General features: G+C 62.0%; 24 protein-coding genes. 12 read left to right on the top strand and 12 right to left on the bottom strand.

Features of this window, described 5'->3' with window-relative positions:
- The first annotated feature begins 1 nt into the window (after position 1).
- The 3 genes from C7T36_RS06380 to C7T36_RS06370 all read left to right on the top strand — a co-directional run bounded on the left by C7T36_RS06380 (position 2) and on the right by C7T36_RS06370 (position 3,878).
- On the top strand, positions 2–1,852 hold the full coding sequence (locus tag C7T36_RS06380) for an ATP-binding cassette domain-containing protein (RefSeq protein WP_045064142.1): 1,851 nt from the start codon (positions 2–4) through the stop codon (positions 1,850–1,852).
- Positions 1,852–2,571 carry an ABC transporter ATP-binding protein gene (locus C7T36_RS06375; protein ID WP_033235703.1) on the top strand — a complete coding sequence of 240 codons (720 nt, stop codon included), beginning with the start codon at positions 1,852–1,854 and terminating at the stop codon, positions 2,569–2,571. The genes C7T36_RS06380 and C7T36_RS06375 overlap by 1 nt, the downstream gene beginning before the upstream one ends.
- A 134-nt stretch (positions 2,572–2,705) precedes the next feature.
- Positions 2,706–3,878, top strand: coding sequence for an NADH:flavin oxidoreductase (locus C7T36_RS06370; RefSeq protein ID WP_033235702.1), 1,173 nt, complete (start codon positions 2,706–2,708; stop codon positions 3,876–3,878).
- Positions 3,879–3,944: 66 nt separating this feature from the next.
- Here the strand turns inward: C7T36_RS06370 and C7T36_RS06365 are convergent, their stop codons facing one another.
- Positions 3,945–5,123: a serine hydrolase gene (locus C7T36_RS06365; RefSeq protein ID WP_045064139.1), complete on the bottom strand. Its 1,179-nt coding sequence runs from the start codon at positions 5,121–5,123 to the stop codon at positions 3,945–3,947.
- Between the two features lie 191 nt (positions 5,124–5,314).
- On the opposite strand from C7T36_RS06365, the gene C7T36_RS06360 reads away from it, so the two are divergent.
- From C7T36_RS06360 to C7T36_RS06345, 4 genes are read left to right on the top strand one after another with little or no spacing between them, the layout of a single operon-like run.
- Positions 5,315–6,940, top strand: coding sequence for an NAD(P)/FAD-dependent oxidoreductase (locus tag C7T36_RS06360; protein ID WP_045064137.1), 1,626 nt, complete (start codon positions 5,315–5,317; stop codon positions 6,938–6,940).
- Complete coding sequence (locus tag C7T36_RS06355) at positions 6,937–7,728, top strand: mycofactocin-coupled SDR family oxidoreductase (protein WP_045064132.1); 792 nt, start codon at positions 6,937–6,939, stop codon at positions 7,726–7,728. Before C7T36_RS06360 ends, C7T36_RS06355 begins: the two co-directional genes overlap by 4 nt.
- Before the next feature lie 4 nt (positions 7,729–7,732).
- Entirely contained in the window at positions 7,733–8,557 is an 825-nt protein-coding gene (locus C7T36_RS06350; protein WP_181317468.1) for a mycofactocin-coupled SDR family oxidoreductase, read from the top strand.
- Between the two features lie 51 nt (positions 8,558–8,608).
- Positions 8,609–8,911, top strand: a complete 303-nt coding sequence (locus C7T36_RS06345; protein ID WP_045064128.1) for a hypothetical protein — start codon at positions 8,609–8,611, stop codon at positions 8,909–8,911.
- 1 nt (position 8,912) lies between these two features.
- Here C7T36_RS06345 and C7T36_RS06340 read toward each other — a convergent pair whose 3' ends face one another.
- From C7T36_RS06340 to C7T36_RS06320, 5 genes are all read right to left on the bottom strand, one after another.
- Positions 8,913–10,355 (bottom strand): FAD-dependent oxidoreductase, encoded by a 1,443-nt coding sequence (locus tag C7T36_RS06340; RefSeq protein WP_045064127.1) that lies wholly within the window; start codon positions 10,353–10,355, stop codon positions 8,913–8,915.
- Positions 10,356–10,422: 67 nt separating this feature from the next.
- Entirely contained in the window at positions 10,423–10,668 is a 246-nt protein-coding gene (locus C7T36_RS06335) for a hypothetical protein (protein ID WP_033235695.1), read from the bottom strand.
- The gene (locus C7T36_RS06330; protein ID WP_033235694.1) at positions 10,668–11,054 is read right to left on the bottom strand and encodes a nuclear transport factor 2 family protein; all 387 of its coding nucleotides are present in this window, start codon (positions 11,052–11,054) and stop codon (positions 10,668–10,670) included. Before C7T36_RS06330 ends, C7T36_RS06335 begins: the two co-directional genes overlap by 1 nt.
- 144 nt (positions 11,055–11,198) lie before the next feature.
- Positions 11,199–11,699, bottom strand: coding sequence for a flavin reductase family protein (locus C7T36_RS06325; protein ID WP_045064125.1), 501 nt, complete (start codon positions 11,697–11,699; stop codon positions 11,199–11,201).
- 168 nt (positions 11,700–11,867) lie between these two features.
- Complete coding sequence (locus C7T36_RS06320) at positions 11,868–13,469, bottom strand: PQQ-binding-like beta-propeller repeat protein (RefSeq protein WP_084702402.1); 1,602 nt, start codon at positions 13,467–13,469, stop codon at positions 11,868–11,870.
- Positions 13,470–13,513: 44 nt separating this feature from the next.
- Here C7T36_RS06320 and C7T36_RS06315 point away from each other — a divergent pair, with 44 nt between their 5' ends.
- Positions 13,514–14,125, top strand: coding sequence for a TetR/AcrR family transcriptional regulator (locus C7T36_RS06315; RefSeq protein WP_052683308.1), 612 nt, complete (start codon positions 13,514–13,516; stop codon positions 14,123–14,125).
- A gap of 73 nt (positions 14,126–14,198) precedes the next feature.
- On the top strand, positions 14,199–14,885 hold the full coding sequence (locus tag C7T36_RS06310) for a PadR family transcriptional regulator (protein ID WP_033235691.1): 687 nt from the start codon (positions 14,199–14,201) through the stop codon (positions 14,883–14,885).
- Between the two features lie 36 nt (positions 14,886–14,921).
- Here C7T36_RS06310 and C7T36_RS06305 read toward each other — a convergent pair whose 3' ends face one another.
- Complete coding sequence (locus C7T36_RS06305) at positions 14,922–15,725, bottom strand: IclR family transcriptional regulator (protein ID WP_033235829.1); 804 nt, start codon at positions 15,723–15,725, stop codon at positions 14,922–14,924.
- 272 nt (positions 15,726–15,997) lie between these two features.
- Here C7T36_RS06305 and C7T36_RS06300 point away from each other — a divergent pair, with 272 nt between their 5' ends.
- Complete coding sequence (locus C7T36_RS06300; protein WP_045066613.1) at positions 15,998–17,338, top strand: HNH endonuclease signature motif containing protein; 1,341 nt, start codon at positions 15,998–16,000, stop codon at positions 17,336–17,338.
- Between the two features lie 160 nt (positions 17,339–17,498).
- On the opposite strand, the gene bphC is transcribed toward C7T36_RS06300, so the two are convergent.
- The 5 genes from bphC to C7T36_RS06275 all read right to left on the bottom strand — a co-directional run bounded on the left by bphC (position 17,499) and on the right by C7T36_RS06275 (position 22,763).
- The gene (gene bphC / locus C7T36_RS06295) at positions 17,499–18,410 is read right to left on the bottom strand and encodes a biphenyl-2,3-diol 1,2-dioxygenase (RefSeq protein WP_045064119.1); all 912 of its coding nucleotides are present in this window, start codon (positions 18,408–18,410) and stop codon (positions 17,499–17,501) included.
- A gap of 18 nt (positions 18,411–18,428) precedes the next feature.
- Positions 18,429–19,610 carry an acyl-CoA dehydrogenase family protein gene (locus tag C7T36_RS06290; protein ID WP_033235689.1) on the bottom strand — a complete coding sequence of 394 codons (1,182 nt, stop codon included), beginning with the start codon at positions 19,608–19,610 and terminating at the stop codon, positions 18,429–18,431.
- A gap of 52 nt (positions 19,611–19,662) precedes the next feature.
- The gene (locus C7T36_RS06285) at positions 19,663–20,835 is read right to left on the bottom strand and encodes a Rieske 2Fe-2S domain-containing protein (protein ID WP_033235827.1); all 1,173 of its coding nucleotides are present in this window, start codon (positions 20,833–20,835) and stop codon (positions 19,663–19,665) included.
- Positions 20,836–20,941: 106 nt separating this feature from the next.
- Positions 20,942–22,150 (bottom strand): alpha-hydroxy acid oxidase, encoded by a 1,209-nt coding sequence (locus C7T36_RS06280; protein WP_045064117.1) that lies wholly within the window; start codon positions 22,148–22,150, stop codon positions 20,942–20,944.
- 58 nt (positions 22,151–22,208) lie between these two features.
- Positions 22,209–22,763: a hypothetical protein gene (locus tag C7T36_RS06275; protein WP_106939692.1), complete on the bottom strand. Its 555-nt coding sequence runs from the start codon at positions 22,761–22,763 to the stop codon at positions 22,209–22,211.
- Positions 22,764–23,054: 291 nt separating this feature from the next.
- On the opposite strand from C7T36_RS06275, the gene C7T36_RS06270 reads away from it, so the two are divergent.
- Complete coding sequence (locus tag C7T36_RS06270) at positions 23,055–23,879, top strand: SDR family NAD(P)-dependent oxidoreductase (RefSeq protein ID WP_045064113.1); 825 nt, start codon at positions 23,055–23,057, stop codon at positions 23,877–23,879.
- Between the two features lie 11 nt (positions 23,880–23,890).
- Complete coding sequence (locus C7T36_RS06265) at positions 23,891–26,104, top strand: arylsulfatase (RefSeq protein WP_052683307.1); 2,214 nt, start codon at positions 23,891–23,893, stop codon at positions 26,102–26,104.
- The last annotated feature ends 62 nt before the right edge of the window (positions 26,105–26,166 follow it).

Genomic DNA, 26,166 nt, shown 5'->3' with positions numbered 1-26,166 from the left:
AATGGTAAGCGCGTGGCGGACTTTCCGTTCCCTTCCGAGTTGGATCCTCCCGCTGGTCCTGGCCGTGGTGATCTTGCTGCTGCCCGTGATGGGGCTCGACCTGTCGACGTCGCGGCAGATTCAGTTGGCGTGCATCCTGGCGCTTGTCGTCAGTGGCTTGAACCTGAGCCTCGGCTTTGCCGGTGAACTGGCACTCGGGCAGGCCGCGATGTACGCGGCCGGCGCCTACACCGCGGGTCTGATGTCGCAAGCCGGTCACACCGACATCCTGGTCCAGCTCGCCGCGTCCGGTGCGGTGGCTCTGGGCGTCGGCATTCTGACCGGTGTTCCCGGTCTGCGCCTGGGCAATTGGTCACTCGCCATGACGTCGTTCTTCCTGGTACTGCTCGTGCCCGACGTACTGGCGATCTTCGGCGGCAAGACCGGTGGCCGAAACGGCCTCACCGGCATGGAGCCGCCGACGCTCTTCGGTTCCGAACTCGACACCCAGCAGTACTACATGGTGGTCGTCGTCGTGACCGTTCTCTGGTTCGCGGTGATGCGCAACCTCGTGGTCTCACGCCACGGCATCGCGTTCCGCACCCTCAAGCAGTCGCCGGTGTTGGCGTCCTCGCAGGGTGTGTCGGTGTTCCGGATGAAACTGCTCGGCTATGCGATCGGCGCGTTCCCGGCCGGTCTGGCGGGTGCGTTGTTCGCCAACACCGACCTGTTCATCTCCCCGGAAGCGTTCGGGTTCACCTTTGCCACAGCAGTTCTGGCGGCATCGATCCTGGGCGGCGCGGCAAGCGTGTACGGCGCTGTAGTCGGTGCTGCGATCATGCAGCTCGGGCCCAATCAGTCGACGGCGTTCCAGGAGTACTCGCTGATCTTCTACGGCGGCTTCCTGATCATCGGTGGTGTTCTGCTCTCGGGTGGATTGACGAAGGTCGGCCGCTCGCTGGTCTCGAAACTCGATCGCAAGGCGGGGCTGGGCGCCGTACTTCCGAAGGAGGATGGCAGCGCCGCAGTCGAACTGGCGCCGATCAACGGCGCTCGGTTGGTGGTCGACGGGGTATCGAAGGCGTTCGGTGGCAACCAGGCACTCAACGCCGCGACCCTGAGCGCGGAGGCCGGTAAGGTCACCGCGTTGATCGGGCCCAACGGTTCGGGTAAGACGACCATGCTCAACATGATCTGCGGGTTCTACACCGCAGATGCCGGCGTGATCACGATCGGCGACACGGTGGTCTCCCAATCCTCACCGCACACGGTGGCGCGTGTCGGTGTCGCTCGGACCTTCCAGACTCCGACGATTCCCGAGAACATCACGGTCCTGGAAGCTGTTGCCTCCGGACGCTATTCGGTGCACCGCGCGTCCATGGCGTCGGCTGTGCTGCGGTTGCCGAGCTTCCGTAAGGTCGCGAAAGCCGACATCGTCGAAGCCGAGCGGGTGCTCGAGTTGGTCGGGATGTCGCACCTGCGCAACGAGATCGCGACGTCGCTGCCACTGGGGATGCGTCGTATGCTCGAAGTTGCCCGCGCCGTCATCGCCGAACCGCGAGTCGTTCTCTTCGACGAGGTGGCATCGGGACTCGACGAGGACGAACTCGAACGTCTGGCAGATCTGATCCGGGTACTGCGCGATGCCGGGGCCACAGTGGTGTTGGTGGAGCACAACTTCCGGCTCGTACTCTCACTCGCGGACGAGATCGTGGTGTTGGCGCAGGGGCAGGTGATCGCCACCGGTGACGCGGCGGCCATCGAACACCACCCACGCGTGCTCAGTGAGTACCTCGGGGTGAAATCCGGTGACGAACAAGCGCTTCTCGAAGAAATCGGTGCCGTCGACCATCAGAGCAGTGAGGTGAAGTGATGGAACCGATTCTCAAGGTCCGCAACCTGCAGACCGGGTACGGCGATCTACGCGTCGTCTGGGATGTCTCCTTCGACGTCTATCCCGGCCAGGTCACGGCTCTGCTCGGCCGCAACGGCGCCGGCAAGACCAGCACGTTGCGTGCTCTGTCGGGGCTGAACAAGGTGGCGTCTGGGACTGTCGAGATGGACGGCGCCGACATCACCGGAGTTCCCGCGCACAAACGGGTGCGCCAGGGGATGGCGTACGTGCAGGAGGGCAAGCGGGTCTTCCACAAGCAGACCGTGGAGCAGAACCTTCTTCTCGGCGGGTACACCCGCAAAGTGAAACGCGGCGAACTCATGGAATCCGTGGAATCCATGTACGAGATGTTCCCGATCCTGGGGGAGAAGCGTGCGCTTCCCGCCGGTTCCATGTCGGGCGGCCAGCAGCAGATGCTCGCGATCGGCGCGGCGCTGATGGCGCAGCCGAGGTTGCTCCTGCTCGACGAACCTTCGGGCGGTCTCGCTCCCGTGATCGTCGGTGAGGTGATGGACCGCGTCCAGCAACTCAAGGAAACCGGGTTGGCGGTCCTGCTGGTGGAGCAGGCAGTCGAGGCGGCGATGAGCGTCGCCGATCACGTGACGGTCCTCGACATCGGCAAGGTGGTTCTCGACGCCGACGCCAAGGACATCGACGACCTGGCAGTGCTCAAGGACGCGTACTTCGGACGCGTCTGAACAGCAGCGAAAAGGACTTCAGCCCGGCCACCACGGCCGGGCTGAAGTTGTCTCCCGCTCCGTGGCACGGCCCGTAGCCAGCCGTCGAGCATGCGCCTACCGTCGTCGAACAACTCCTGTGAGAGGCAAACTCGATGACTGCTCCTGATGTGCTCGCTCCGGCAAAGCTCGGTCCGGTGACCCTGCGAAACCGCATCATCAAGTCCGCAACGTTTGAAGGCAAAACTCCCGATGCACTGGTCACTGACGACCTGATCGAATTTCATCGGCGCCCGGCAGCAGGCGGCGTTGGAATGTCTACCGTCGCGTACTGCGCAGTTGCGCCCGAGGGACGCACCGAATACGGCCAACTATGGATGCGGCCCGATGCCCTGCCCGGACTGCGACGGCTCACCGACGCGATTCACAGCGAAGGTGCGGCCGCGTCCGCTCAGCTCGGACACGCCGGCCCGGTCGCGAATCAGAAGTCGACCGGACTGCCCGCACTTGCACCGTCGAGCTCATTTAATCCGTTGAGCATGAGAATGATTCGCACCGCAACCACCGCGGACATCACCCGCATTGCTGCCGCACACGGCAGCGCCGCACAACTTGCTGTCGAGGCAGGATTCGACGCAGTCGAAATCCACTTCGGCCACAATTACTTCGCGAGCTCGTTCCTGAGCCCGAAACTGAACCGTCGCAAAGATTCCTACGGTGGATCGCTCGAGAACAGGGCCCGGGTTGTTCTCGAGACCGCACGCAGCGTTCGTGACGCTGTCGGCGACAAGATTGCGATCTTGGCCAAGCTCAACATGGATGACGGTGTGCCAGGCGGATTCTGGGTGGACGAAGCGATTCAGGTGGCGCAGTGGCTGGAGGCGTCCGGCAGTGTCGACGCGTTGGAATTGACGATGGGCAGTTCGCTGCTCAATCCGATGTACCTGTTCAAGGGCGACGCGCCGATCCGTGAGTTCGCTGCCGCGATGCCGCAACCGGTTCGACTGGGTGTGCATCTCGTGGGTAAGAGCATGTTGCATGCGTATCCCTACAAGCCGCTGTTCATGCTGGAAGAGGCTCGGCAGATCCGTGCTGCGGTGAAGTTGCCGTTGGTGCTGCTCGGCGGTGTCACAGACAAAGCCGGCATGGACACTGCAATGGCGGAAGGATTCGAGTTCGTCGCGATGGCTCGTGCCTTGCTCCGCGAACCCGACCTGGTGAATCGGATTGCGGCAGAATCCGATACCCGATCGCTGTGCATCCACTGCAACAAGTGCATGCCGACTATCTTCAGCGGTGCGCGCTGCGTGCTGGTCGAGCGCGCCTGAATGCTCCAGAACGGTTGCGGCCCGACATCTTCGTGATGTCGGGCCGCAGCCGTCCGAAGGGTGAATTTACTCGGCTTGCTTGATCCAGTCCGTGGCATACATCGTCATGGGACCGAAGAACTCGTGAACGACGTCGTTGACCGCTTCGAGTCCGCTTTCGCTGTTTGTCATGATCACAACACTGCGACCTGTCTCGGGGTAAGCGATGAAGAAGGCTTTGAACGCGCCGTTGTCGCCCCAGTGCCAAATCGCCTTTCCGAGTTCATTTTCCTGCAGTCCGATGCCGAGGCCCCACTTGATGTGGTCGATCGCGTCTTTGTTGCTGCCACCGTGGTCAGCGCTGCCGGCAGCGGTGAACATCATGTCCCGAGTTGCAGGTTCGAGTCCTTCGCCCGCGAGAAGTGCTCCGCGCAGGAACTTCGAGTAGTCGCCGGCCGTCGTCTTCAGGGTGTACGCGACGTTTGCCCGGGGAAAGTTGCGCAGGGCCTTTGCCGTGCCGTCGGCGGTATGACCGACCGCGGTGACGGCCTCGAAGGCCGGGTTGGTCAGTAAGTCGCTGCTTGTCATTCCGAAACGCTGGAAGACGCGCTGCGAGGCAAGTTCCGCAAACGGTGTGCCGGTGAGCGACTCGACGGTCTTCTGCAGGTAATAGAAGCCTTCACCCGAGTATGACCACTGGGTCCCGGGTTCGAAAGTAGTACTGACCGGCGTGGTCTCGAACTCTGCACTCGATGGGCCGGTCGCCCAGTTGGGCAGGCCTGTGGTGTGCGTCAGCGCCATTCTGGCGGTGATCTTGTGGGCCGCAGGATCGGCCGCGATGCGTGAGTATTCAAAATACTCGGACAGTGGCCGATCGAGATCGATGACACCCTCGTCCACCAGTTGGAGGACAACGTACGACGCCACCACTTTGGTCAGCGAGGCGGCCTCGAAGACGGTATCCGACGTGACGGCGTTGCCGGTCTCGACGCTCGAGACACCGTAGTTGAACTCCTGTCGTCCCTTGCCGTCCGTGTACACGACCTGTGCTCCGGGAATGCCATGCGCGGCAAATGCTGCGTTGATTCGCTGCGCTAGCGCGGGATCCGTGCTTCCGCTCAGGGAACCGGTATCGAGAAAGGCAGATCCGGTGGTAGGGAAATTGATCGGCTGAGCCCCGGCGCCGACTGCGGTCGAGATAACGATTGCTATGGAAAATGTTGCGGAAAGTGCAGGTATTAAAACCTTGCGTTGAGCGGACTTCACAAAGACCTTCTTCGAATACAGGGCTGATGGGACTCCCGAATGTTAGGAGACCCGTTTGCCCGTTTCCCCAGGTGTAACTGCGGGGTCATTAACTCTCAACGCGATTGAAACGAGTCAGGCGTGATCATGACTGCCCATCCACCGGGAGAAGCCGTTCCGGAACCGATGGAGCAACTCGTACCGTTTTCAGCATGACCGATCCTGATATCTCCACCGCACCACTCGACGTCGTAGTCATCGGCGCCGGCGTCGCAGGCCTGTACGCCATGTACCGACTCCGCAAGCAGGGACTGCGTGTCCACGGCTTCGAAGCCGGCTCCGGAGTTGGTGGAACGTGGTACTTCAACCGCTACCCGGGGGCTCGCTGCGACGTCGAGAGCTTTGATTACTCATTCTCATTCTCCGAAGAGCTGCAACAGGATTGGGACTGGAGTGAGAAGTACGCTGCGCAGCCCGAGATTCTCGAATACCTGGACCACGTGGCGGATCGGTTCGACCTGCGGAGCGGTTTCACCTTCGACACGCGGGTGAAGAGCGCGCACTTCGAAGAGGAATCGGCGCTCTGGCGAGTGCAGACCACCACCGGGCATGACGTCACGTCCCGCTTTGTGGTGTGCGCCACTGGCAGTCTCTCGACGGCGAACATGCCGAACATCGACGGGCGAGATTCCTTCGCGGGGGATGTTTTTCACACCGGGTTCTGGCCGCACGAAGGCGTCGACTTCACTGGAAAGCGAGTGGGTGTCATCGGCACCGGATCGTCGGGAATCCAGTCGGTGCCTCTGATCGCCGAGCAAGCCGATCATCTGTATGTGTTCCAGCGATCGGCGAATTACAGTGTCCCGGCAGGAAACACACCTCTTGACGACGCACGCCGCGCCGAGATCAAGGCAAGCTATGCCGAGCGTCGTGCGCTCAGCAAGCGCAGCGGCGGCGGCTCACCGTTCATCTCGGACTCGCGAAGCGCGCTGGAGGTTCCCGAAGACGAGCGGACCGCAGCGTACGAGGAACGTTGGCGCCTCGGGGGAGTGCTGTTCGGCAAGACATTTGCCGATCAGACCAGCAACCTCGAAGCCAATGACACGGCACGAGAGTTCGCCGAGACCAAGATCCGTTCCGTTGTGGAAGACCAGTCGATCGCGGATCTCCTGATCCCGAACGACCATCCGATCGGAACCAAGCGCATTGTGACGGACACGAACTACTACCAGACGTACAACCGGGACAACGTCACCTTGGTCAACCTGAAGAAGGCTCCGATCGAAGCGATCGACGCGACCGGGATCAAGACCACCGAATCTCACTACGACCTGGATGCGCTGGTGTTTGCCACCGGATTCGACGCGATGACCGGTGCACTCGACCGAATCGACATCCGTGGACGCGGCGGGGAAACCCTGCGTGAGAACTGGCATGCCGGGCCGAGAACGTATCTGGGACTCGGGGTCAACGGATTCCCGAACCTCTTTGTCGTGACCGGACCAGGCAGCCCGAGCGTTCTGTCGAACATGATCCTCGCGGCAGAACAGCACGTCGACTGGATTGCGGACGCAATTGCCCATCTCGACGCGAATAATCTGACCACCATCGAACCCAGCGTCGAAGCAGTCGACGGATGGCTCGAGGAGTGCTCACGACGAGCGTCGGCCACACTGTTTCCTTCGGCCAACTCCTGGTACATGGGTGCAAACATTCCCGGCAAGACGCGGATCTTCATGCCCTTCATCGGCGGGTTCGGCGTCTACAGCGACATCTGCGCGGACGTCGCAGCGCAGGGATATCGAGGCTTCGAACTGAACAGCGCGGTCCACGCATGAGGCGGCTCGCGGGCGCGCGCGTATTGGTGACCGGGGCGGCCGGCGGCATGGGGCGTGCGCATTGCATTCGGCTCGCCGAGGAGGGTGCGTCGGTGATCGCGTTGGATATGGCGGCGTCCGGACTGGATGAAACCGCCTCGGCCGTGCGTGATCTCGGCGGCGCGGCGGTCACGGGCATTGCTGACATCCGCAACTACGAGGAACTCGCAGCAGTGGTGGCGGACTGCGTCGCCGAAATCGGCGGGCTGGACGTCGTTGTTGCCAACGCAGGCGTCTACGACACGCCCGGACCTACGTGGACCATCGACCCGTCCGTGTGGAACCGTTCGCTCGACGTCAATCTGACCGGAACCTGGCACACCGTGAAAGCGTGTGTTCCGCACTTCGGCAACGGCGGATCTGTTGTTCTGGTCAGTTCGACGGCAGGAATCAAAGGCATTGCCGGAGCGGGTCATTACAGTTCCGCCAAGCACGCCGTCGTCGGACTGGCTCGAACCCTGGCCAACGAGTTGGGAGCGCAGAGTATTCGCGTCAACTCAGTGCATCCGGGTTCGGTGCGAACACCGATGATCATCAACGAACGGGTATTTGCGAACCTGTGCCCAGGCATCGAGAATCCTACGGAATCCGACGCCGCGGCCGTCCTGAGTGCTCGAAACTTGTTGCCAGTGCCTTGGGTTGATCCGGTGGACGTGAGCAACGCCGTGCTGTTTCTTGCGTCCGAGGAGTCCCGCTACATGACCGGCTGTCAGTTGGTGGTCGACGCCGGCCTGACCCAGAAGGTGTGAATTGATGAGACTCGAGGGAAAGATCGCACTGGTCACCGGTGCGGCACGGGGAATCGGACGGGCTCAGGCCGTGCGTTTTGCCGAAGAGGGCGCAGACATCGTCGCGATTGACGTGTGTGCCTCGGTGGACACGACGCTCACGCCGCCGTCGACCGAAGCCGATCTTGCGGATACCGTCGCGCAGGTAAGGGCTCTGGGACGGCGCATCGAATCAGCGGTGGTGGACGTTCGGGATCTCGAGGCGCTGCGAAGTGCTGTCGATTCGGCGGTCGGATCACTCGGTGGACTCGACATCGTCTGCGCAACAGCGGGTATCACGTCCTCGGACAGTGCCTTGTCGATGTCGGAAGACATGTGGCAGACGATGCTGGACGTGAACCTGACCGGCGTGTGGCACACCACTGTCGTCGCTGCGCCGCATCTGATCGCGCGTGGTGGGGGATCGATGACGCTCACCAGTTCCATCGCCGGGCTCAGAGGGCTCGTCGGTGTTGCGCACTACACGGCAGCCAAGCACGGCGTCGTGGGCTTGATGCGGTCACTGGCAAAGGAATTGGCGCCGCACAACGTGCGGGTCAATACCGTGCACCCCACCAACGTGGATACACCGATGATTCAGAACCCCGCGGTGAGCAGTAAGTTTCGCCCCGATCTGGAAAATCCGACGCGCGAAGAGTTCGCCGAAGCGGCGATGACGATGAACATGCTCGCGATACCGTGGATCGAGCCGGTAGACGTGGCAAACGCGGCACTGTTCCTCTCCTCCGACGAGGCCCGCTACATCACGTCCGTCGCATTGCCCGTGGACGCGGGTAGCTCGTCCCGTTGAGATCCGTCACGGTGTGTAGCGTCGGTTCCACCTAACCGAAAGGCGCACACCGTGACGGAACGACGCTATCTCGAAGTGACAGTCGGCCCGAACATCATCCTGGTGCTCGACCACCGCACCGTCGAGGTGTTCGACCGGACCGCGGCGAGCACCAGTGAGGTATGCCGCTGGCACGTCGAACACATTGGGGTGAAAGCAAAGCCGACGAAGTCAGGCCTGAAACTGACGATCGGCAATCGGCTTGCCGACGACTCCATTGCCGTCGCCGGAGCGCGTGCTTCTCTGACGGTTCCACCGGACGACGAGGCGGCCGTGATCGCGTTCTTCGACGCGGTCAAAGCCGCCCGCTCCTAGCTCAGGCGTCGGCGCTGACCCGGGTGGCCGCATGGGCACCGGCAACACGACCGAACGCGAGGGCGTCGGCGATGTGGAATCCGCCGTCTTTGGCTGCGCTGTACGTGGAACTGACGGTGCCTGCCGCGTAGAGTCCGGAAATCGGATTACCGGCGGTGTCGAGTACACGCGAGTGGCCGTCGCGGCGAGGGCCACCGTTGCTCCACCCCAGGAGCGGCGGCCCGGATACGGCGTAGAACGGTGCAGTGACAACGGGAGCCAACGTCGCGGGGTCCCGACCGAATGACTCGTCGACACCGGCAGTGCATGCCTCGTTGTAGCGTCGCACACTCGTTTCCGCGACGGCGGGGTCCAGGCCCAGCTTGTCGGCGAGTTCGGCGAGTGTGTCCGCCTTGACGATCCACCCCTTGTCGATCTCGGTTTGGTTGTCTGCGCTCCACTCGTAGCCCTCGTCGAGAACTAGACGCCCGACAGCCAGTACGTCGCGGCCGGGGCTCAGTGGCCCGGCCAACCTCATGGTTTCGTCGAACACGATGTTCATCGACCGGACCGGAAAGTGTTGGTAGGAACCTTCTTTGAACACATGGCCGTGGCGCATTTCGGCCGACTCGCAGGTGAATCGGCGTCCCTCCTGGCTGAGGAACACGTAGTTGTGTGCGTTCCACAATGCGAGGTAGTGCCCGGACGGATCGTCTGTGTCGCCGGAGATTCCGGTAATGGTCATCATGTTGTTCATGTGCCACAGGTCGGCACCAACTGCCTGGGCCATGCGATGGCCGTCGCCGGTTGCCGACGGTGATCCCCAGATTTTCGGGTTCTCGAGGCGGAGGTAGTCGCGGACCATGGCCGGGTTGGCCTCGAAGCCGCCGGTCGCCAGGATGACACCCCGACGAGCGTACATCTGCGAAGTTGTTCCACCCGAGACGGTTTCGACTCCGATCACTGCTCCGGACTCGTCCGTCAGCAGTGCGGTCGCCTCGGTGTCGAATAGTGTTGTGATGCCGCGTTCCGCGAGGGCCGAGACGAGGAAGCGGTAGAGCAGTTCGTTGCCCATGGCCCCACCGATGGTGTCCATCCCTGCGTAGCAAGAACTTCCGTCGAGCTCGGCGTACTCCGCCGTGGAATGGAACTCACCGGACATCGACACCGGTGCATCCAGCTCGCGCAGCCAGTCCGAAAGCCCGTGTGTGTTCTCGGCCCACGCGTCGATCACGTCGTCGACGACGGTGAACGAGCCGTTCAAGGCGCGCAGGAACGTTCGGGCCGCAGCGGGATCCTGGTTGACGAACCATCCACCGCCGGACAATCGGGTGTTACCGCCGGCGTTGTCAGGTCCGCACTTCTCCAGGATCACCACTGATGCGCCGTCAGCGTGTGCTTGCAAAGCTGCAGCCGATCCTGCAGCTCCCGAACCGATGACAATTACGTCGACATTGTTATCCATGTCACAAAGCTATGGCGCCGCAATTGCGTCGTACATGTAGCTTCCCAGTGAGCGAGAGAAGTCCTGTTCAGTACAGGGAACCGGGAACGGGATAGCTGCGCTCGCTCATTTCGACGGCTCCGGCGTCGGCAAGGTCGTTGATGGTCTGACGCAACGACGAGCACGAACGCTGTGCATACGGATTATCCGACGGGCGCGCAAGTTCCGGGCAGACCTGCTCGGAATCCTCGAGCCACTGCACGCTGGTGTGCGCGTTGCTGTACTTCTCGATGAGTACTCGGTTGCCGCAATTGCGGCAGCTGACCTGCCGCATCAGCGTACGGCCATGTCCGACATCGCCCAGAACGCGCGCGTGCTGGTGATCTTGGCGTTCTCGTCGAAGGTCATCACGTCGATGGGGGAGACCTCGTAGATCTTGTCACCCATCGGTGTCACGACGCGGAAATGGAACGCCGCGCTGGAACCGCTGACACGCAGGGTCAGGAGTTCGATCTCCTGCGTGCGACCTTCGAGGGCACCGAAGAATGCGGCAATCGCCTCGCGGCCGACAACGGGTTCGCTGCCCACGGGATCCTCGAGAGTTCCGTTCTCCGCGTACAGGGCTGCGATGTCTGCGCTCGATCCGCGGGAAACCGCGTCGAGGTACGCGGTGACGGTCGCGGTGATCGCAGCGGTGATATCTGGTTCGACAGTAGTCATCGTCGTAATCCGATCAGTTGTGTCCCGGTGAGGTCGGCGGTGGGCGCCGACCTCACCGGACGTTATCGCTTCTGATCGTCCCTATCGTCGATGTCTCCCACGCAGCGGGACGCCCAGTTCAAACGTCGGCGGCTTGTCGGAGGCTTAGGCGTCGAAGCGACCGAAACCGCCACGGTAGAAGAGCAGCGGGCCGTCGTGGCGCAGCACGGTCAGATCCGTGATGCGTGCAACGACGATGGTGTGATCGCCTGCATCGTGCTCGTTTTCGATGGTGGCTTCGATACGGGCCAGGGCGCCGTCGAGGGCAGGCGCGCCGTTGGAGCCTGCTTCCCAGTCGACACCACTGAACTTGTCAGTGCCGCCGCGAGCGAAAGCCGAGCACATGTCCTTCTGATCGTGCGCAAGAACGTTGATGCAGATAGATCCGGCTTCACGCAGTTTCGGCCAACTCGTCGACGTCTTGGCCGGGCAGAACGACAGCAACGGAGGATCGAGAGAAACCGAGACCAAGGACTGGCACGTGAATCCGAGTGGGGAATCACCGTCGTGAGCGGTGATCACCGTGACGCCGGTGCAGAAGTTGCTCATCACGTCGCGCAGTGTGCGCCCGTCCAGCGCCGGCGGTGCGGCATTTTCTACGGACATGTGTCTCTCCTCGATCAAAGCTCTGCAAACAGGGTGTGAGTCCCTACGATGTGGGGCAACGGCGAGGTAATCCAGCGCCAGTCCCACTCAATGGCAGCGAACACACTTCTGCCCAGGATCCCGATCCACCCGGTCGCCTCTGCACTCCCGGTCAGTAGAAGCGCTGCCCTACGGGTTCGGGATGAACCCGTCGAGTCCGCCGGACGGTGCAATCAGTTCGAGTCCGTCCGGCAGCGTCGGGTTGATCATCGGCGCGAGTGGCGCAACAGCCGTCGACGTCATGACGCCCAAGGTCGAGAAGATTCGTCCGTCCGGAGTGACCGCCAGAATCCCTTCTGTGGTGTCGGTGGCGAAGCCGATGTTGCGCATGCCCTTTCCGGTGGCCGGATCGATGTCGACGATGGCGGACTTCACCGGCACCGAGACGGGGTAGCCCTGGATCGGGACGTCGTAGCCGTAGAAGACTTCGATCAGAATTGAGCCGTTCACAACCGTCGGGTTGCCGTTGCCGCGCACGATGGGCGCGCCGTACACGTCGCTGACCGGGAGCGTTGCGTTTGTCAGCTCGCTGAGATCGGCGTCCCAGAGCTTTGCGCCTGCGGCACTGTATGCGGAGAGGACGCCGGGATTGGTGAGTGCGTAGATAGATCCTTGCGCGTCCACGGCTACCGCGGCGGCAGCAGCGCCGGACGGAGCGTTCCAGAGTTCCTTGCCGGATGCAGCATCGAATGCATAGAGGAGTCCCTCGTCGTCACACGTGTAGACGGTTTTGCCGTCGGGCGAGATAACGGGGCTCGAACCGCTACCTGGGCCCATCTGCGCCGCAAAGGCAATGGAAATCGAGCCGGGGGCACCGTTCTTCGGTGGGGTGATGTCGAGGCCGTAGAGCGCGCCCTTGTCTTGTTCCTTGTCGGTTGCCGCGACGTAGACGCGTCCGGTCACCGAGTCCACTGCGGGAGTGTTTGCGCTCTGGACTATGCCGCCCATGATGATCTGGAAGATGGGATCCTTGATGGCAGGGTCCATCATTCCGCCGGCCCACATGTTCGGTGACATCGGAGTTTTTGTGTGCCGCTTGGCTATTGAGCCGGGAAGCTGGAACACGGGTGCGCGCAGCTCTCCGGTGGCCCGGTCGACCACCATCACCTGACCGAATACGGTGGTGCCGAAAACTGCACCGTCCTTGGTGAAAGCGGCTGTGACAAAGGGATTGATCGCCCGCGATCCGTCGGCAAAGGGGTTGGGGCTGGGCGCTGCCGGTAGGTCGATGACCCAACGCAGGGCGCCGCCACTGGTGTACGACCACAGTTGATCGGCGTCGCTGACAAAGATGTTGCCGTCGGCGTCGATGATGGGGGAGGAGATGATCGCGGCCGAGTCGACGCCGGTCTTGCCGCTCCACGCCGGCGTTTCCCAGACGATGGTGCCGAACTTGTCGAGCACGTGGAGGTTGGCGCTGCCCTCGGCCTTGCCTGTGGTGATGGCCAGGTTTCCGTTGGGCAGCATTGTGGGAGCGGTGAGAATCGAGGCACCCTGCAGAGCTGTCCACCGGGTGTAACTCTGCGCGGGTTGAACCCCCAGTTGCTGACGGCGATTGCCCGAATCGCCGTGCAGGGTAACCCAACCTGTGTCTGCATAGACAGATGTGTCGGGTTCGAGGCTTCCGTCGATACTTCCGGTGCTGCTTCCGAACCCTGTCGCGAGCACCGTCGTAGCGGCAACGAGTAGGGATCCGAACCTGGCCGGGGTCATTGATCTCAAGGGGCTCATTAATACTCCTTATTAGTAGTAATCGGAAAGGTACACTAAGCGCCATGAGTACGGGAGAGCTCTCGACCAAACAAAAACTTCTCGAAGTCGCGGAAGAACTCTTTGCCACGAAGGGGATTGAGGCGACCCTGGTCGGTGACATCGTTTCGGGTGCGGGCCAACGCAATCCGTCGGCGTTGCGGTATCACTTCGGCTCCCGCGAAGGCATACTCCAGGCGATTCGGGAGAAGTATCTGGTGCAGTTGGAGTCTCGACGAACCGTGATGCTGGCAAACTGGCAAGGCGATGTCACCCCGCGCGAGTGCGTCGAACTGATCGTGGCGCCGCTGGGGGAGATGCTCACCAGCGAAGCGGGCCGCAGGTACCTGCGCATTCTCGGCCAGACCATCTATCAGCTCGAACCCGAGCAGATAGATCAGGTACCGCCGAAGTATCCCAGCCTCGTCAGATCCATCGAGTTGCTGCGCGAATCCATCGGCCACCTGCCCGGCCCGCTGGTGGACGAGCGTGTGCGCGGCGCAATTCTGCTTGCCACCGCAATGCTTGCCGTCCGGGCACGTGATCTGACCGGGCGCCGCCGATTGCCGCTCTCGGCGGCGGACTTTCAAGCGAACGTCATCGACATGACGACAGCAGCCTTGACCGCCAATTCGTGAAACTCTCCCGCTAAGCGGGCACCTCGGTTTGTGATGCACCTCACCTGGTCGTTCGATTGTTAGACTCCTGTCCGTGTCCGCAACCGAAGACGTGTCCAGAGGACTTCCCGCAACGAGTTGGGCGGTCCTCGGAACGCTCACGTTCGGTGAGGAGCTGACAGGCAACGATCTCAAGAAATGGGCCGACTGGAGTGTCGGGTTCTTCTACTGGAGTCCGTCCATCAGTCAGGTGTATGCCGAGCTCAAGAAACTCGAGAAAATCGGGTTCGTGGAATCGCGGGTCGTGTCCGAACCGGGAGTGCGGGGTCGGCGCCTGTACGCGATTACCGAATCCGGAACCGAGGCAGTGCGCACCTGGTCGCGCGAAGCTCCTGTGGAGGTTCCCGTACTCAAACACGGTGTCATGCTTCGACTTTGGATGGGGCATCTCAATGACCCGCCACGGCTCAAGGCACTTGTCGGTGCGCATATCGCCAATGTCGAGGAGCAACTACGACGCGCGGAACTTCACGCAGACCACGCAGAAAACGAGCCCGCCTGGGCGTACTCCGTCATGACATTGCGTTGGTCGGTACGCTACTTCCGGGCTGAAATCGACCTTGCGCGTGAACTACTCGACGATATCGACCGGGCGTCGGCAGAATTTGCCAAGGTCGCCGAATATGATCCCCTCGGGTCACCGATCCCGGTGTCGCCTGGCCGATGGAAGGACATCGAAGATCATGTCCTCTCACTCACCCAGGATCAGCGCGATATCTGAGTAACCAGCTGCCCTCGGTCATGACCAACGTGTTGCTCACGCCCTGGCAGCGGTGGGCAGGTTTCGCAGCAGCTGCCGACGCTGCAAAGTCGGTGTGACAGTGTGAGATCCACCGTCGATGGCACGCCAGATCGCAGACGCGGCCATGCGGACGGGTGCTGCACTGATGTGATCGTTACGTAGCGCCTTCGTCGGCCCACAAATCGACACTGCGGCAACTGCCCGTCCGGGCAGTCCGATCGGTGCCGCCAGACAGCTGAAGCCGGCCAACCCACTCCCACTTTCGAAGGCCACACCGGCCTCCCGAATCCGGGCACGCTGGGGATGCGTTGTGGATTGCGACTCGAATGCGAGCAGCGCCTGCCCCAAGGCAGTCGTGGGAGCATGACGCCGTTCCCCGACGCGCGTCGGGACAGCGGCGGCCAGGCGCCCGCCGATCTTCTCGAGATACACCACATCGGAGCCGTCGAGAATGCCGAGGTGAACAACAAATCCAGTGACGCGATACAGCTCGTGCAGCAGTGGCAACGCAGCTGTGTGCAGGCGATCCTGGTGTACGGCGAGAGAGCCCAACTCGACCAGGCGCATACCGAGCTCGTAGTCGCGGCCGTCGCGCCGTAGCCAGCGCATCGAGACCAGCCGCTCGAGTAGGCGGTGGGCGGACGACCGAGGAAGGCCGGTGCGGCGAACAATCTGGGCGAGTGTGAGGCGGCCAGGACCGTCGAAGGTGTCGAGGACGAGTGAGACGCGGTCGAGAACGGCAGTGGGTGTCGAGTCAACCCCCAGGTCAGCGGAATCTAGCTTCACGGTCGCTACTTGGGACTCCAGTGCCATAGTCATCGCGTCCACTACTCCTCTTCGATGAAAATCTGTGAGCTGGCTATTTCAATTAGAAATAGTGTCATATGACTCGCGATTTGTGAAGTGAATCACGTAAACGTCCTGCATCTGGGCGTAGGGGCGTGGCGCGTTCGGGTTTTTGTGGGCGCCATTCCTGTCGACTGGGCGATCCGGCGCGCATGCGTGTCGCTTCGGTTTCAGATGTGCCCGATATGTCTCTTGATTCGAATAAGTGTTCGAGTATCATTGTGGTCAAGGGTGGGGAGGCTCTGATGACCACAGTCAGCGATTTTGTTTCGGTGGGGGATGTTGTAGCTGGCTCCGCTGCGGGTGTGCGTGGCAGGTTGTGGCAATTGCGCCCGGCGGAGGTTCGGGACGTTGCCGTGAGTGCGTCTGCGGAGATTCTTCGGTTGGAAGCGATTCGGGTTGCCGCGGTTGATGAGTTGGCGCTCAATCCTGATGAGCAGGTGCTGTGTTACCGGGGTGTTGGTCGGTGGTTGGCGGCGAACACGATGCTGCAGAATGCGGCCGGTAACAAGATCGCGGCTCTCGGTGCCGCGTTGCGGGTATTCCCGGATGTTGCCGCGCAGTTCGAGGCCGGCGACCTCTCGCTCGATCATGCGGCAATGATCGTCGCGTTCTGTGAATCTCCGCCAAAAGGAATGCCGGACAGGGCGTTACCGTCTTGCATGAAGACCCTTCTCGCTGCCGCATCCGGGGTGGAGGCGACCACCGTCAAACTCCGCTACGCGATTGCGGTTTTGGAGCGGATGTTCGAATCCGACGATGTCCCGCCGGGTGAGGACGATGACCTCAATGTCTTGCGGATTTCGCCGACGCTCAACGGTCGGGTGGCGATCAAGGGTGATTTCGACGCGCTCACTGGTGAAATGTTGTTGTCGGCTCCCTCGGGTTTGTCGATGCCGAAGCCAGCAGCGGAAGGAACCCCGGATCAGCGGTCCGCTGCCAAACGAACCGCCGACGCCTTCACGGAACTGATCCGCCGCTATCTCGACAACGCCATGACCGGTGTCGACGGCGGTCAGCGTCCGCACGTGAATGTGCACATCACCGCGAAAGACCTTGCCGAGCATCGGGAATGCGCCACCATGCGCAGCGATGTCGCAGCGGATTTCGATGAGCCTGATGTCGAAGATCTGGACGTCGGGTACATGCCGTGGATGGGACCACTCAGTGTGAGCCTGACCCGGATGCTCGCCTGTGACTGCATGCTCTCCACAGTGTTGATGGACGGCAACGGCGCACCGCTGGATGCGACCCCGCACAAACGCCTCGTCACACCCGAGCAACGCACGGCGTTGATTGCCCGGGACAAAGGCTGCGCCTTCCCCAACTGTGATGCCGTACCGGCCTGGTGCGATGCCCACCATATAAAACCCTGGTCAACCGGAGGCTTGACGGTGATGGACAACCTCACCCTCCTCTGCCGAACTCACCATCGATTGATCCACAGCACCAGCGGATTCCGCGGCATCTGGGAAATCAAAATGGGCGATGATCACAAACCCTGGTTTATCCCACCAGCTACGATCGACCCGAAACAACGACGCCGACGCTCCACCACCCGCCAAGGCCCAGTCCACCGAGACTGAATTCGGCTCTGCCGGAACTGAATACCGTGTGAGAGCTTCGCATCACCAGTCAAGACGATGCGAAGCCCACACGCATGCCTACGGGGTCCGAACACAGGAAAAGGGCTTGCGCACAAATGTGCGCAAGCCCTTCCCGGTAAAAATTTACATCGCTTAAAATTTACATCGCTGCCAGCGGTTCGCTGCCCGACCAGTCATGGCCCCAGTAACTGTCGGCGGTGATCTCCTCTGCCGAGTAGGAGTCCTGATCCACCTTCGATCCCTCGGTGCCGAACTCGATGTCCCAGCCGCCGGGTGCCCGGACGTAGAACGAGACCATCTTGTCGTTGGTGTGTCGACCCAGGGTCGAGGACACCGAGAATCCGTCCTTCACCACCCGGTCGAGTGCCTGGCCGACGGCGTCGAGTGTGTCGACCTCGACCATGATGTGAATCAGGCCGGGCGCGCCGCCGTGCGGGGCAGGGCACAGCGCCAAGCTGTGGTGGCGTTCGTTGACCCCGAGGAAGCGGATGCGCAGGGGGCCGAACTCCGGCGGCGCGGGCAGGCGGAATGCGCCACGCGGATAGAAGCCGAGAACATCGGTGTAGAAATCGAAGCTCGCAGCACTGTCCATGACCGGGAGAACAACGTGGCCAAGGCCCTGTGAGCCGGTGACAAATCGAGAGCCGAACGGCGTGACGACCGGGCTGTGATCGAGGATCGCGCCGTGGAAGATTTCCACATTTGCGCCGCCGGGATCGGTGAAGGTGATGACCTCTTCGACTCGGCGTGCGTCGGCCTCGGCCAGGGGAAGTTGGTCGACCGCGGTGCCGAACTTCTCCAGCGCGGCCTGAACGCGTCGTAGCGCGTTGCGATCGGCCACCTCCCAGCCGATGCTGACGATCTCGTCGCGCTCGCCCTCGACGATGACGATGCGGGCGGCGCGCTCGTCGAGACGCAGGTACAGCGCGTTCTCGTCCGGTCCGCTGCCCTTGGCGAAGCCAAGAACGTCGAATGCAAAAGTGCGCCAACGGTCCATGTCGTTGGTGGAGATCTTGACGTAGCCAAGTCCCTTGATGTCGGTGTGCGTCATCGTGTGTTGTTCCTTATGTCAGATCATCGCCCGCAGCGGGCCCTGCGGATCGGCGCCGAGGCGGCTGAGGGAGGCAGCGTGGAATACGGTGCCGGGGACGTGGATTGCGTGATGCTGGCCGGCATGGGCGTCGCGCCAGAAGCGCTGCAGTGGCTTGTCCATGCGAAGGGCGTTGCCGCCGCACCGCGGGTAGACCTGGTCGATGGCATTGATGGCACGCCATGCAGCCTGAACCTGTGTCTGTCGACCTTCTGCGCGCTGCTCGAACGTCACTTCCTTGCCTGCGTCGACGCGATCCCACATGCGATCGACATTGGCCAGCAAGGTGTCTCGCGCCGCGCGAATATCGGCCGTTGCCTGGCCGATGGCGAAGAGCGTGTACGGATCATCCTTGATCGCGGTGCCCTGGGCATTGATGCGATCAGCCTGGTATTCGTTGGCGTGGAACAGCATTCCCTCGCAAATGCCGATGGTCGCGGCTGTGATCCCGAGTGGGAACATGTTCGACCAGGGCATCAGGTACAGCGTCTCGGTGCGTCCGTACTTGCGTACAGCGGTACCGTCGATGACCTCGTCGCAATCCATGACGCGGTAATCGGGAACGTACGCGTCCTTGACCACAAGATCTTTCGACCCCGTGCCGCGCAAACCCATGACGTCCCACGAGTCTTCGATGATCTCGTAGTCGGTGCGCGGAATGATCACGTGCAGCATGCGGGGCGGCATTTCCATGTTGCCGTCCTTGTCGCAGGCCATAGCGCCGAGGAACGCCCAATCACAATGGTCCGTACCGGAGGAAAACTGCCAGCGGCCGGAGAACTTGTACCCACCGTCGGTGGGAATACACATGCCGCCGGGCATATAGGGAGAGGCCATCCAGGTATCAGGATCGGAACCCCAGATTTCCTGCTGAACCTTCGGATCGGCAAACGCCAACTGCCACGGGTGAACTCCGACAATCCCGTGGACCCAACCAGCCGACGGATTCAGTGACGCCATCCGCATTACAGTTTCCGCGAACTCGCGCGGATGCGCCTCCATGCCGCCGTATTCCTTGGGCTGCAACATCCGGATCGACCCGGCGGCCTTCATCTTCTTGGCGGTATCGTCTGCCAACCGTCCGATTTTCTCGGCCTCGATACCTTCTTGGAAAATGTCGTCGGCCATCAAGTTGATCTGTTCGAGCACTTCGTAACTCATGGTCACCCTATGTTGTGTTGTGTCGTGTGGTCTCGGTCAGCACGGGCTCTGATCAGGACGTGGTCTGAGGTGCCTGGGCTTCCCGGGCTGCGACGTTCTCGGCAACTTCCTGCTTCCAGCTCGCCACCGCGCGGGTGGTGTCGATCTCGAACTCGAAGCGCTTGGTCATGTCTTCGGTGACGTCCTCGACATCGGTGTAGAACTGGTTGTACCAACGCCGCAACTGATATACCGGGCCGTCTTCTTCGGAGAGAAGTGGATTGTCGATGGGAGCCTTGTTCTTCCAGATCTCCACGTCCTGAAGGAATCCCGTCTCGACGCCCTCGGTGAACTGCGCGGCCATAGCCGCAGTGTCCTCGTCGCTCATTCCGGGAAGCTTCTTCACCATGGCGCCGTACTGCAGCACGAAGGCGTTGTTCGAGATCGGGTAGTGGCAGTTGATCAGAACGGTCTCGATGATCTGACCGTTGGCCTCGCTCTTGAGCCAGTCGATCATGTACGACGGACCGAAATACGACGCGTCCGAACGAAGAACAGCGTTGGGATCGCCGTAGTTCGTACCGCTGATGACATCCTCACGTCCCACCGACTCCATGTACTGGCTCGCGACATGACCTTCGAAGATGTTCTTGAAATACCGGGGGAAGGAGTAATGGATGTAGAAGAAGTGCGCCATGTCCACGACGTTGTCCACGATCTCGCGGCAATGCGAGCCTTCGATGGTGAGCGTGTTCCAGCTCCAGTCGCTCCACTCGCTGCTTCCGAAGCCTTCGATCTCGGGGATGGTGACTTCTGCGGGTGGGGGGTTGCCCTGGGGATCGTTCCAGACGAACAGCTGGCCGTTGCGCTCGAGTGTCGTCCATGCACGGGTCTTGGCCAGCGGCGGAACGCGTCGTGCGTACGGAATATCCGTACATTTTCCGTTACCGCCCCAACGCCAGTCGTGGAACGGGCACGCGATCGAATCGCCCTTGACCGTGCCCTGCGCCAGGTTGCCGCCCATGTGACGGCAGTAGGCGTCGAGGATCTTGATGTCGCCCTTACTGTCGGCGAAAACAACCAGGCTGGTGCCGAAGATTTCGATCTGGTGTGGCGTTCCGTCGCGATACGTCTTGCTGAGTCCGAGGCAATGCCACCCCCGAGCAAATCGCGCCGGGGGAGCCGCCGCCTCGATTTCGCGAATTTCCTCGTCTGCCGTTGTGGGTGAGTCCGTGCTGAGCGACATGTCTTCCTCCGAGCCGCGTCCGACGACGCTGTCAGTGATGTGATCCACCCCATAGAACCGTTGGCGTGGTTGCCTCGGATACGGGCATTCCCGCTGGATGGAACACTTACTCTTGGGACCGGAAACTCGCCCCGCGTCGCATCATGTGGGAGCGATCGAGTTCGGCGATGTCACGTACGCCCATGAGCGTCAGAGTCCGAGCGATCTCCTCGCGGAAAATCTCGAGAACGTGCGCGACGCCGTCCTCACCGCCAACCGCCAGTCCATAGACGTACGGTCGGCCGATTCCGACCGCGGTCGCGCCGAGTGCAAGTGCCTTCACCACATCGCTGCCACGACGAATGCCGCCGTCCAGGTAGACGGGAACACCGCCGGATCCGCCCACTCGATCAACCACCGCAGGCAGTGCTTCGATGCTCGAGAGCGCGCTGTCGAGTTGGCGTCCACCGTGATTCGACACGACAATTCCGTCGGCACCCAGTCGGACAGCAGCAGCGGCATCATCCGGATCGAGAATGCCTTTGACGTACATCGGGCCGTCCCACAGATCGCGGATCTTCGCCAAGTCGTCCCAGCACAGTTCCGGTCGCAGGAGACTGACCTGCTTCTGCGCCGATCGCACTGCGGCGGCGGCGCCTCGCTCGTCGACCAACATGCGCGACGAGATTCGCTGGTGTTTGAGGAAGTTGTAGGCCCAGCGGGGTTTGCGGGCCGCGTCGAGGACGCGGGATGGCGAGAGAGTGGGCGGAATCCCCATGCCTCGCTTACGCTCCCCCTCCCGGTTTCCGGTCACCGGAACGTCAACCGTCACGAACAACGCGCTGTACCCGGCGTGGTGTGCGCGGTCGATGAATTTCTTCGCCAACGATTCCCCGGTGCGGACGCTGGTCCACGGGTAAAGCTGGAAGAAATGGTTCTCGGAGGTCGCGTCCGCGATCTCCTCCACGGTGTAACTGGATGCCGTCGAGATAACCGCGCGCGTGCCAACGCGTTCGGCTGCCCGAGCGGCAGCTCGTTCACCGGTCCACTGGATAAGTCCGGTCATTCCGGTGGGAGAGAGGAAAACCGGGAGATCGAGCGCTGTGTTCCCCACTTTGGCGGACAGCCCTTGACCTTCGTTTCCGGTCAAAACCCGGGAGCGAAGCGCCCACTTGTCGAAATCATCGACGTTGGCGCGCAGCGTCAGCTCGTCCTCGGCGCCGCCGTCGACGTACGCCCAGATCATCGCGGGCAGTGCCTTGCGGGCACGTTCGCGGTAGTCAGCGACGGTTATCGGTGACGTACGTGAGGACAGAGTGAATGCAATGGCCGACATGGAGCCACTCAATCACCGGAGAATCGCCCGGTTGCTGCCTGATCCCGCTCGGTGGAACTTACCGATCCGAGTGAGCAGTCTCCGCCACGGTGACCCACGCCCTGCCCGCGGTTACGCCTGCGTCATCGGTTGCACTCACGATGAAATCGGAAACATACTCCGAATCCTTGAGATACCGGGCGACGGCAGTGCGGGTAAACGTGAGACGCGAGGCATCCGAGACGAAGATTCGGGTGCGGAATCGACGGACGCTGTCGGCATCGAACGAGGCGTCGACGTGCGCGGCCAGCGCGGACGAAGTGCTCGCGGCGACAGGACCTTTGATGTCGCAGGCGATTCCCGACGCGTACACCTCGGCAACCAGGTGCCCGTACACGTCGCGGTAGTCGATGGTCCGGGCGATCCGCGACGGGCCGCCGTCGGTGGACGGGATTCGTTCGAGTGAACGGATACTTCCCACAACAGTGTCAGTCGGGCGTGGCGGGCCGAAGAACACCACATCCTGTTCGTCTGTCGACGCGTCGATCAAGCCGGCGGATGCGTCGTACAGCGTCGAAAATGTCGGCAGCACCGCGTGCGCCAAGGGATTCTCGTCGACAAGCATTGCAGTCACGATAACCTCCGTTTCCCCCGGCCAGTCGGCCGTTCGAGTGGGTGATGGCAACGCTAGTGACCATCGCGGCTACCACAGCATTTGCTCCCGCTGATCGGGAATATGTGCAGAAGTGCCATGTAGTGCGGCTGGGACGTGGCCGTGGTTTCGGTGGGCGAGACATCAGTTTCTGGTGGTATTGCGCTCGTTCCACCGTGCGGGAGATCCTCTGTCGAGCGGGGTGTAGGCCGAATAGTGTCACCCGAAAATTCGACAGAGCAACGCGTCACTGCAGGTTGCGAAGGGAATGCGATGAAACTCGAAGAATTGCGCGACGGAACAGCAGTGATCACGGGAGCCGGAAGTGGAATCGGCGAGGGTCTGGCCCGCGAAGCTGTCAACCTCGGAATGAATGTCGTCCTGGCGGACATCTCCGCCGAGCGCCTCGAGGCTGTGGCGACCGATCTTCGGGCAGACGGAGCCCACGTGCTGACCGTCCCGACCGATGTCACCGTCGCCGCAGATGTGGACGCACTGGCCGACGCGACCTACGCGAAGTTCGGTGCCGTGACACTGCTGGCCAACAATGCCGGCCTCGAATCCGTCGGGTTCACGTGGGACATTCCGGCTGACGAATGGCGCCGCGTCATCGACGTCAACCTGACCGGGGTTTTTCACGGCATCCGCTCGTTCGTCCCCAGAATGGGAGCCGACCCGCGGCCTTCCCACGTCGTCAACACCGTCTCGGTCGGCGGTGTGGCGATCACACCGAAGATGACGGCGTACGCGGCCTCGAAGCACGGCGTGCAGGCGCTCACCGAAAGCCTGTATCTCGAATGTGCCGAACAGTTTCCGCAGATCCGCGTCTCGGTATTCAGTCCGGGACAGGTTGCCACCAGGATTTTCGAGGACGTCGCGGTGCGCCCGCAGTCCGGGTCGGATACCGAGTTCTGGCGCGAGAACATCAGAGAAGGTATGTCGCCCGCGGCCGCAGCCAAAATCTACTTCGACGGTGTTGCGCAGGAAGAGTTCTGGATACTCACGCACCCCGATTCGTTCGACCGTCTGGCCGCAAAGCGGGCCCAGGTTCTGACCGGAAAACTACGTCCGGACGCACTTTTCGACGGCCGGAACTGAAAGGTATTGCTATGACGAACAAGGCACCTAACGTACTGATCGTCTTGGTCGATGACATGGGATTCGGCGCCACCTCGCCGTTCGGTGGGCCGATCGACATGCCCACGGCGCAGCGGCTCGCAGATGACGGCCTGAAGTACAACAGGTTTCACACCACCGCACTATGTTCGCCGACCAGAGCGTCGCTGCTGACCGGCCGAAATCCACACGCGGTGGGGTTCGGTACCGTCACCAACTTCGAGAGCACAGACCCCGGATACAACTGCACAAGGCCAGACAGCGCCGCAACGCTCGCGATGACTCTGCGTGAGAACGGATACAACACAGCAGCATTCGGAAAATGGCACCAAACTCCGGGTGTCGAAACGGGACCGGCCGGACCGTTCGATCGTTGGCCAACCGGGGAGGGGTTCGAGCACTTCTACGGATTTCTCGGCGGATCCACCGATCAGTACTACCCGGCTCTCTACAACGGCATCACTCCCGTGGACGCCCCAGCAGGTCCGGAGGAGGGCTACCACCTCTCCGAAGATCTCGTCGATCGCCTGATCGACTGGGTGCGCCACCAGCAGGCTGCCGCGCCGGACAAACCCTTCTTCACGTATCTGGCTCTGGGAGCGACACATTCACCCCTTCAGGTGCCGGCGCAGTGGAGAGACAAATACGCCGGGAAGTTCGCGCACGGGTGGAACCGTCAGCGCGACATCACCGTGGCACGCCAGCACGAGTTGGGCGTCGTACCGGAAGACGGACAGCTGACGGCGTGGCTGGATTTCATTCCCCAGTGGGATTCGATGAGCGACGAAGACCGTCGCGCGGCGGAATTGCTCATGGAACTGTACGCAGGTTTTGCCGAGCACACCGACGCTCAGGTCGGACGGGTGATCGACGCACTCGACGACATGGCCGCGCTCGAAAACACCTTGGTTTTCTACATTCTCGGCGACAACGGTGCGGCCGGTGAAGGCGGCATGCTCGGCACCGCCAACGAGGGCATCCTGTTCAACGGCCTGAAGGACACGTCGGCACGGATCATCGACAAGAGTGCGGAATTGGGTGGACCGACCACAGCTCCGCAATATCCGATCGGGTGGGCGCTGGCGATGGATACGCCCTACCAGTGGGTGAAGCAGGTCGCGTCGCATTACGGCGGCACGCGAAACCCGTTGATCGTGCACTGGCCGTCCGGCATCGACTCGGGTGGCGAGATTCGCGAGCAATGGCACTTCGTGTCCGACGTCGTTCCCACAGTTCTCGAGGCTGCGGGAATTGCGCAGCCAGAGACTGTCGGCGGCGTGGCGCAGCAGCCGATGGACGGAGTGTCGATGCTCTACAGCTTGAACGACCCGTCGGCGCCCGATCGGCGAACCACGCAGTATTTCGAAGTATTCGGCAACCGCGGGATCTACCACGAGGGGTGGGTGGCGTGTACCGCTCACCGCGTCCCGATGCAGGCGGCATCCGGCGACAAGCCATTCGAAGACGATGTGTGGGAGCTGTACGACACGAATACCGACTGGACCGAGGCCGCCGACCTGGCGTCGACCCGGCCGGACAAACTTGCCGAGCTTCAAGCGGTGTTCGAACGCGAGGCGGTCCGAAACCAGGTCCTGCTCGACAACACTCGCATGCAGAGGATGCGCAAGGGGTCGGTGAAGCCGGCGCCGAGTTCGCACACCTATCCCGGGTCGATGCCACCCTTGCTGCCGGACGCGGCACCCAAACTGTTCAATCGTTCGCACGCGATGACGGCGAACGTCGAACTGTCGGAGGCGGGGCGAACCGGCGTTGTCGTGGCTCAGGGTGCTCGCGCCGACGGCGGATGGAGTCTGTATCTGCACGACGGTGCCCTGACGTACTGCAACAACGTCGCCGATCTGCATGTGCAGCACGTTCGTAGCCGGGTGGTGATCGAACCCGGCCATCACGACCTGCGGATGGAACTGCACTACGAGGGCGACGGATTGGGCTCCGGCGCGCAGATCGTGCTTCTGGTGGACGGCGCCGTTGTTGCGTCGGATCGGATCGAGCGGACGACACCGTTCTACATCGGCGGAACCGGCCTGCTGACAATCGGGCGATGCCACGGCGTCGCAATCAGTTCCGACTACACCGACCGAGATCGTTTTGTAGGGACGGTGCGATCCGTTCGGGTCGATCTGGATGATCTGCCGTCGCGCGAAACGGAAGCGGATCTCGCGCGGATTGCATTTGCGGTGCAGTAGGGCCTTCGGCCCTGTGCGCCTTTTTGGTAGTCGGGCCTACCAGAAAGGCGCACGGGGGACGG

The organism is Rhodococcus sp. AD45-ID, assembly GCF_003023755.1.
Lineage (GTDB): Bacteria > Actinomycetota > Actinomycetes > Mycobacteriales > Mycobacteriaceae > Rhodococcus_F > Rhodococcus_F globerula.
Note: the sequence above shows the minus strand (reverse complement) of the source record. Positions and strands in the feature narration are given on the sequence as shown.

What these genes read in the sequence shown, in the direction of transcription:
- C7T36_RS06380 (WP_045064142.1), top strand. Translation starts at nt 2, where the DNA reads ATGGTAAGCGCGTGGCGGACTTTCCGTTCCCTTCCGAGTTGGATCCTC.
- C7T36_RS06375 (WP_033235703.1), top strand. Translation starts at nt 1,852, where the DNA reads ATGGAACCGATTCTCAAGGTCCGCAACCTGCAGACCGGGTACGGCGAT.
- C7T36_RS06370 (WP_033235702.1), top strand. Translation starts at nt 2,706, where the DNA reads ATGACTGCTCCTGATGTGCTCGCTCCGGCAAAGCTCGGTCCGGTGACC.
- C7T36_RS06360 (WP_045064137.1), top strand. Translation starts at nt 5,315, where the DNA reads ATGACCGATCCTGATATCTCCACCGCACCACTCGACGTCGTAGTCATC.
- C7T36_RS06355 (WP_045064132.1), top strand. Translation starts at nt 6,937, where the DNA reads ATGAGGCGGCTCGCGGGCGCGCGCGTATTGGTGACCGGGGCGGCCGGC.
- C7T36_RS06350 (WP_181317468.1), top strand. Translation starts at nt 7,733, where the DNA reads ATGAGACTCGAGGGAAAGATCGCACTGGTCACCGGTGCGGCACGGGGA.
- C7T36_RS06340 (WP_045064127.1), bottom strand. Translation starts at nt 10,355, where the DNA reads ATGGATAACAATGTCGACGTAATTGTCATCGGTTCGGGAGCTGCAGGA.
- C7T36_RS06335 (WP_033235695.1), bottom strand. Translation starts at nt 10,668, where the DNA reads ATGCGGCAGGTCAGCTGCCGCAATTGCGGCAACCGAGTACTCATCGAG.
- C7T36_RS06330 (WP_033235694.1), bottom strand. Translation starts at nt 11,054, where the DNA reads ATGACTACTGTCGAACCAGATATCACCGCTGCGATCACCGCGACCGTC.
- C7T36_RS06325 (WP_045064125.1), bottom strand. Translation starts at nt 11,699, where the DNA reads ATGTCCGTAGAAAATGCCGCACCGCCGGCGCTGGACGGGCGCACACTG.
- C7T36_RS06320 (WP_084702402.1), bottom strand. Translation starts at nt 13,469, where the DNA reads ATGAGCCCCTTGAGATCAATGACCCCGGCCAGGTTCGGATCCCTACTC.
- C7T36_RS06315 (WP_052683308.1), top strand. Translation starts at nt 13,514, where the DNA reads ATGAGTACGGGAGAGCTCTCGACCAAACAAAAACTTCTCGAAGTCGCG.
- C7T36_RS06305 (WP_033235829.1), bottom strand. Translation starts at nt 15,725, where the DNA reads ATGACTATGGCACTGGAGTCCCAAGTAGCGACCGTGAAGCTAGATTCC.
- C7T36_RS06300 (WP_045066613.1), top strand. Translation starts at nt 15,998, where the DNA reads ATGACCACAGTCAGCGATTTTGTTTCGGTGGGGGATGTTGTAGCTGGC.
- bphC (WP_045064119.1), bottom strand. Translation starts at nt 18,410, where the DNA reads ATGACGCACACCGACATCAAGGGACTTGGCTACGTCAAGATCTCCACC.
- C7T36_RS06290 (WP_033235689.1), bottom strand. Translation starts at nt 19,610, where the DNA reads ATGAGTTACGAAGTGCTCGAACAGATCAACTTGATGGCCGACGACATT.
- C7T36_RS06285 (WP_033235827.1), bottom strand. Translation starts at nt 20,835, where the DNA reads ATGTCGCTCAGCACGGACTCACCCACAACGGCAGACGAGGAAATTCGC.
- C7T36_RS06280 (WP_045064117.1), bottom strand. Translation starts at nt 22,150, where the DNA reads ATGTCGGCCATTGCATTCACTCTGTCCTCACGTACGTCACCGATAACC.
- C7T36_RS06270 (WP_045064113.1), top strand. Translation starts at nt 23,055, where the DNA reads ATGAAACTCGAAGAATTGCGCGACGGAACAGCAGTGATCACGGGAGCC.
- C7T36_RS06265 (WP_052683307.1), top strand. Translation starts at nt 23,891, where the DNA reads ATGACGAACAAGGCACCTAACGTACTGATCGTCTTGGTCGATGACATG.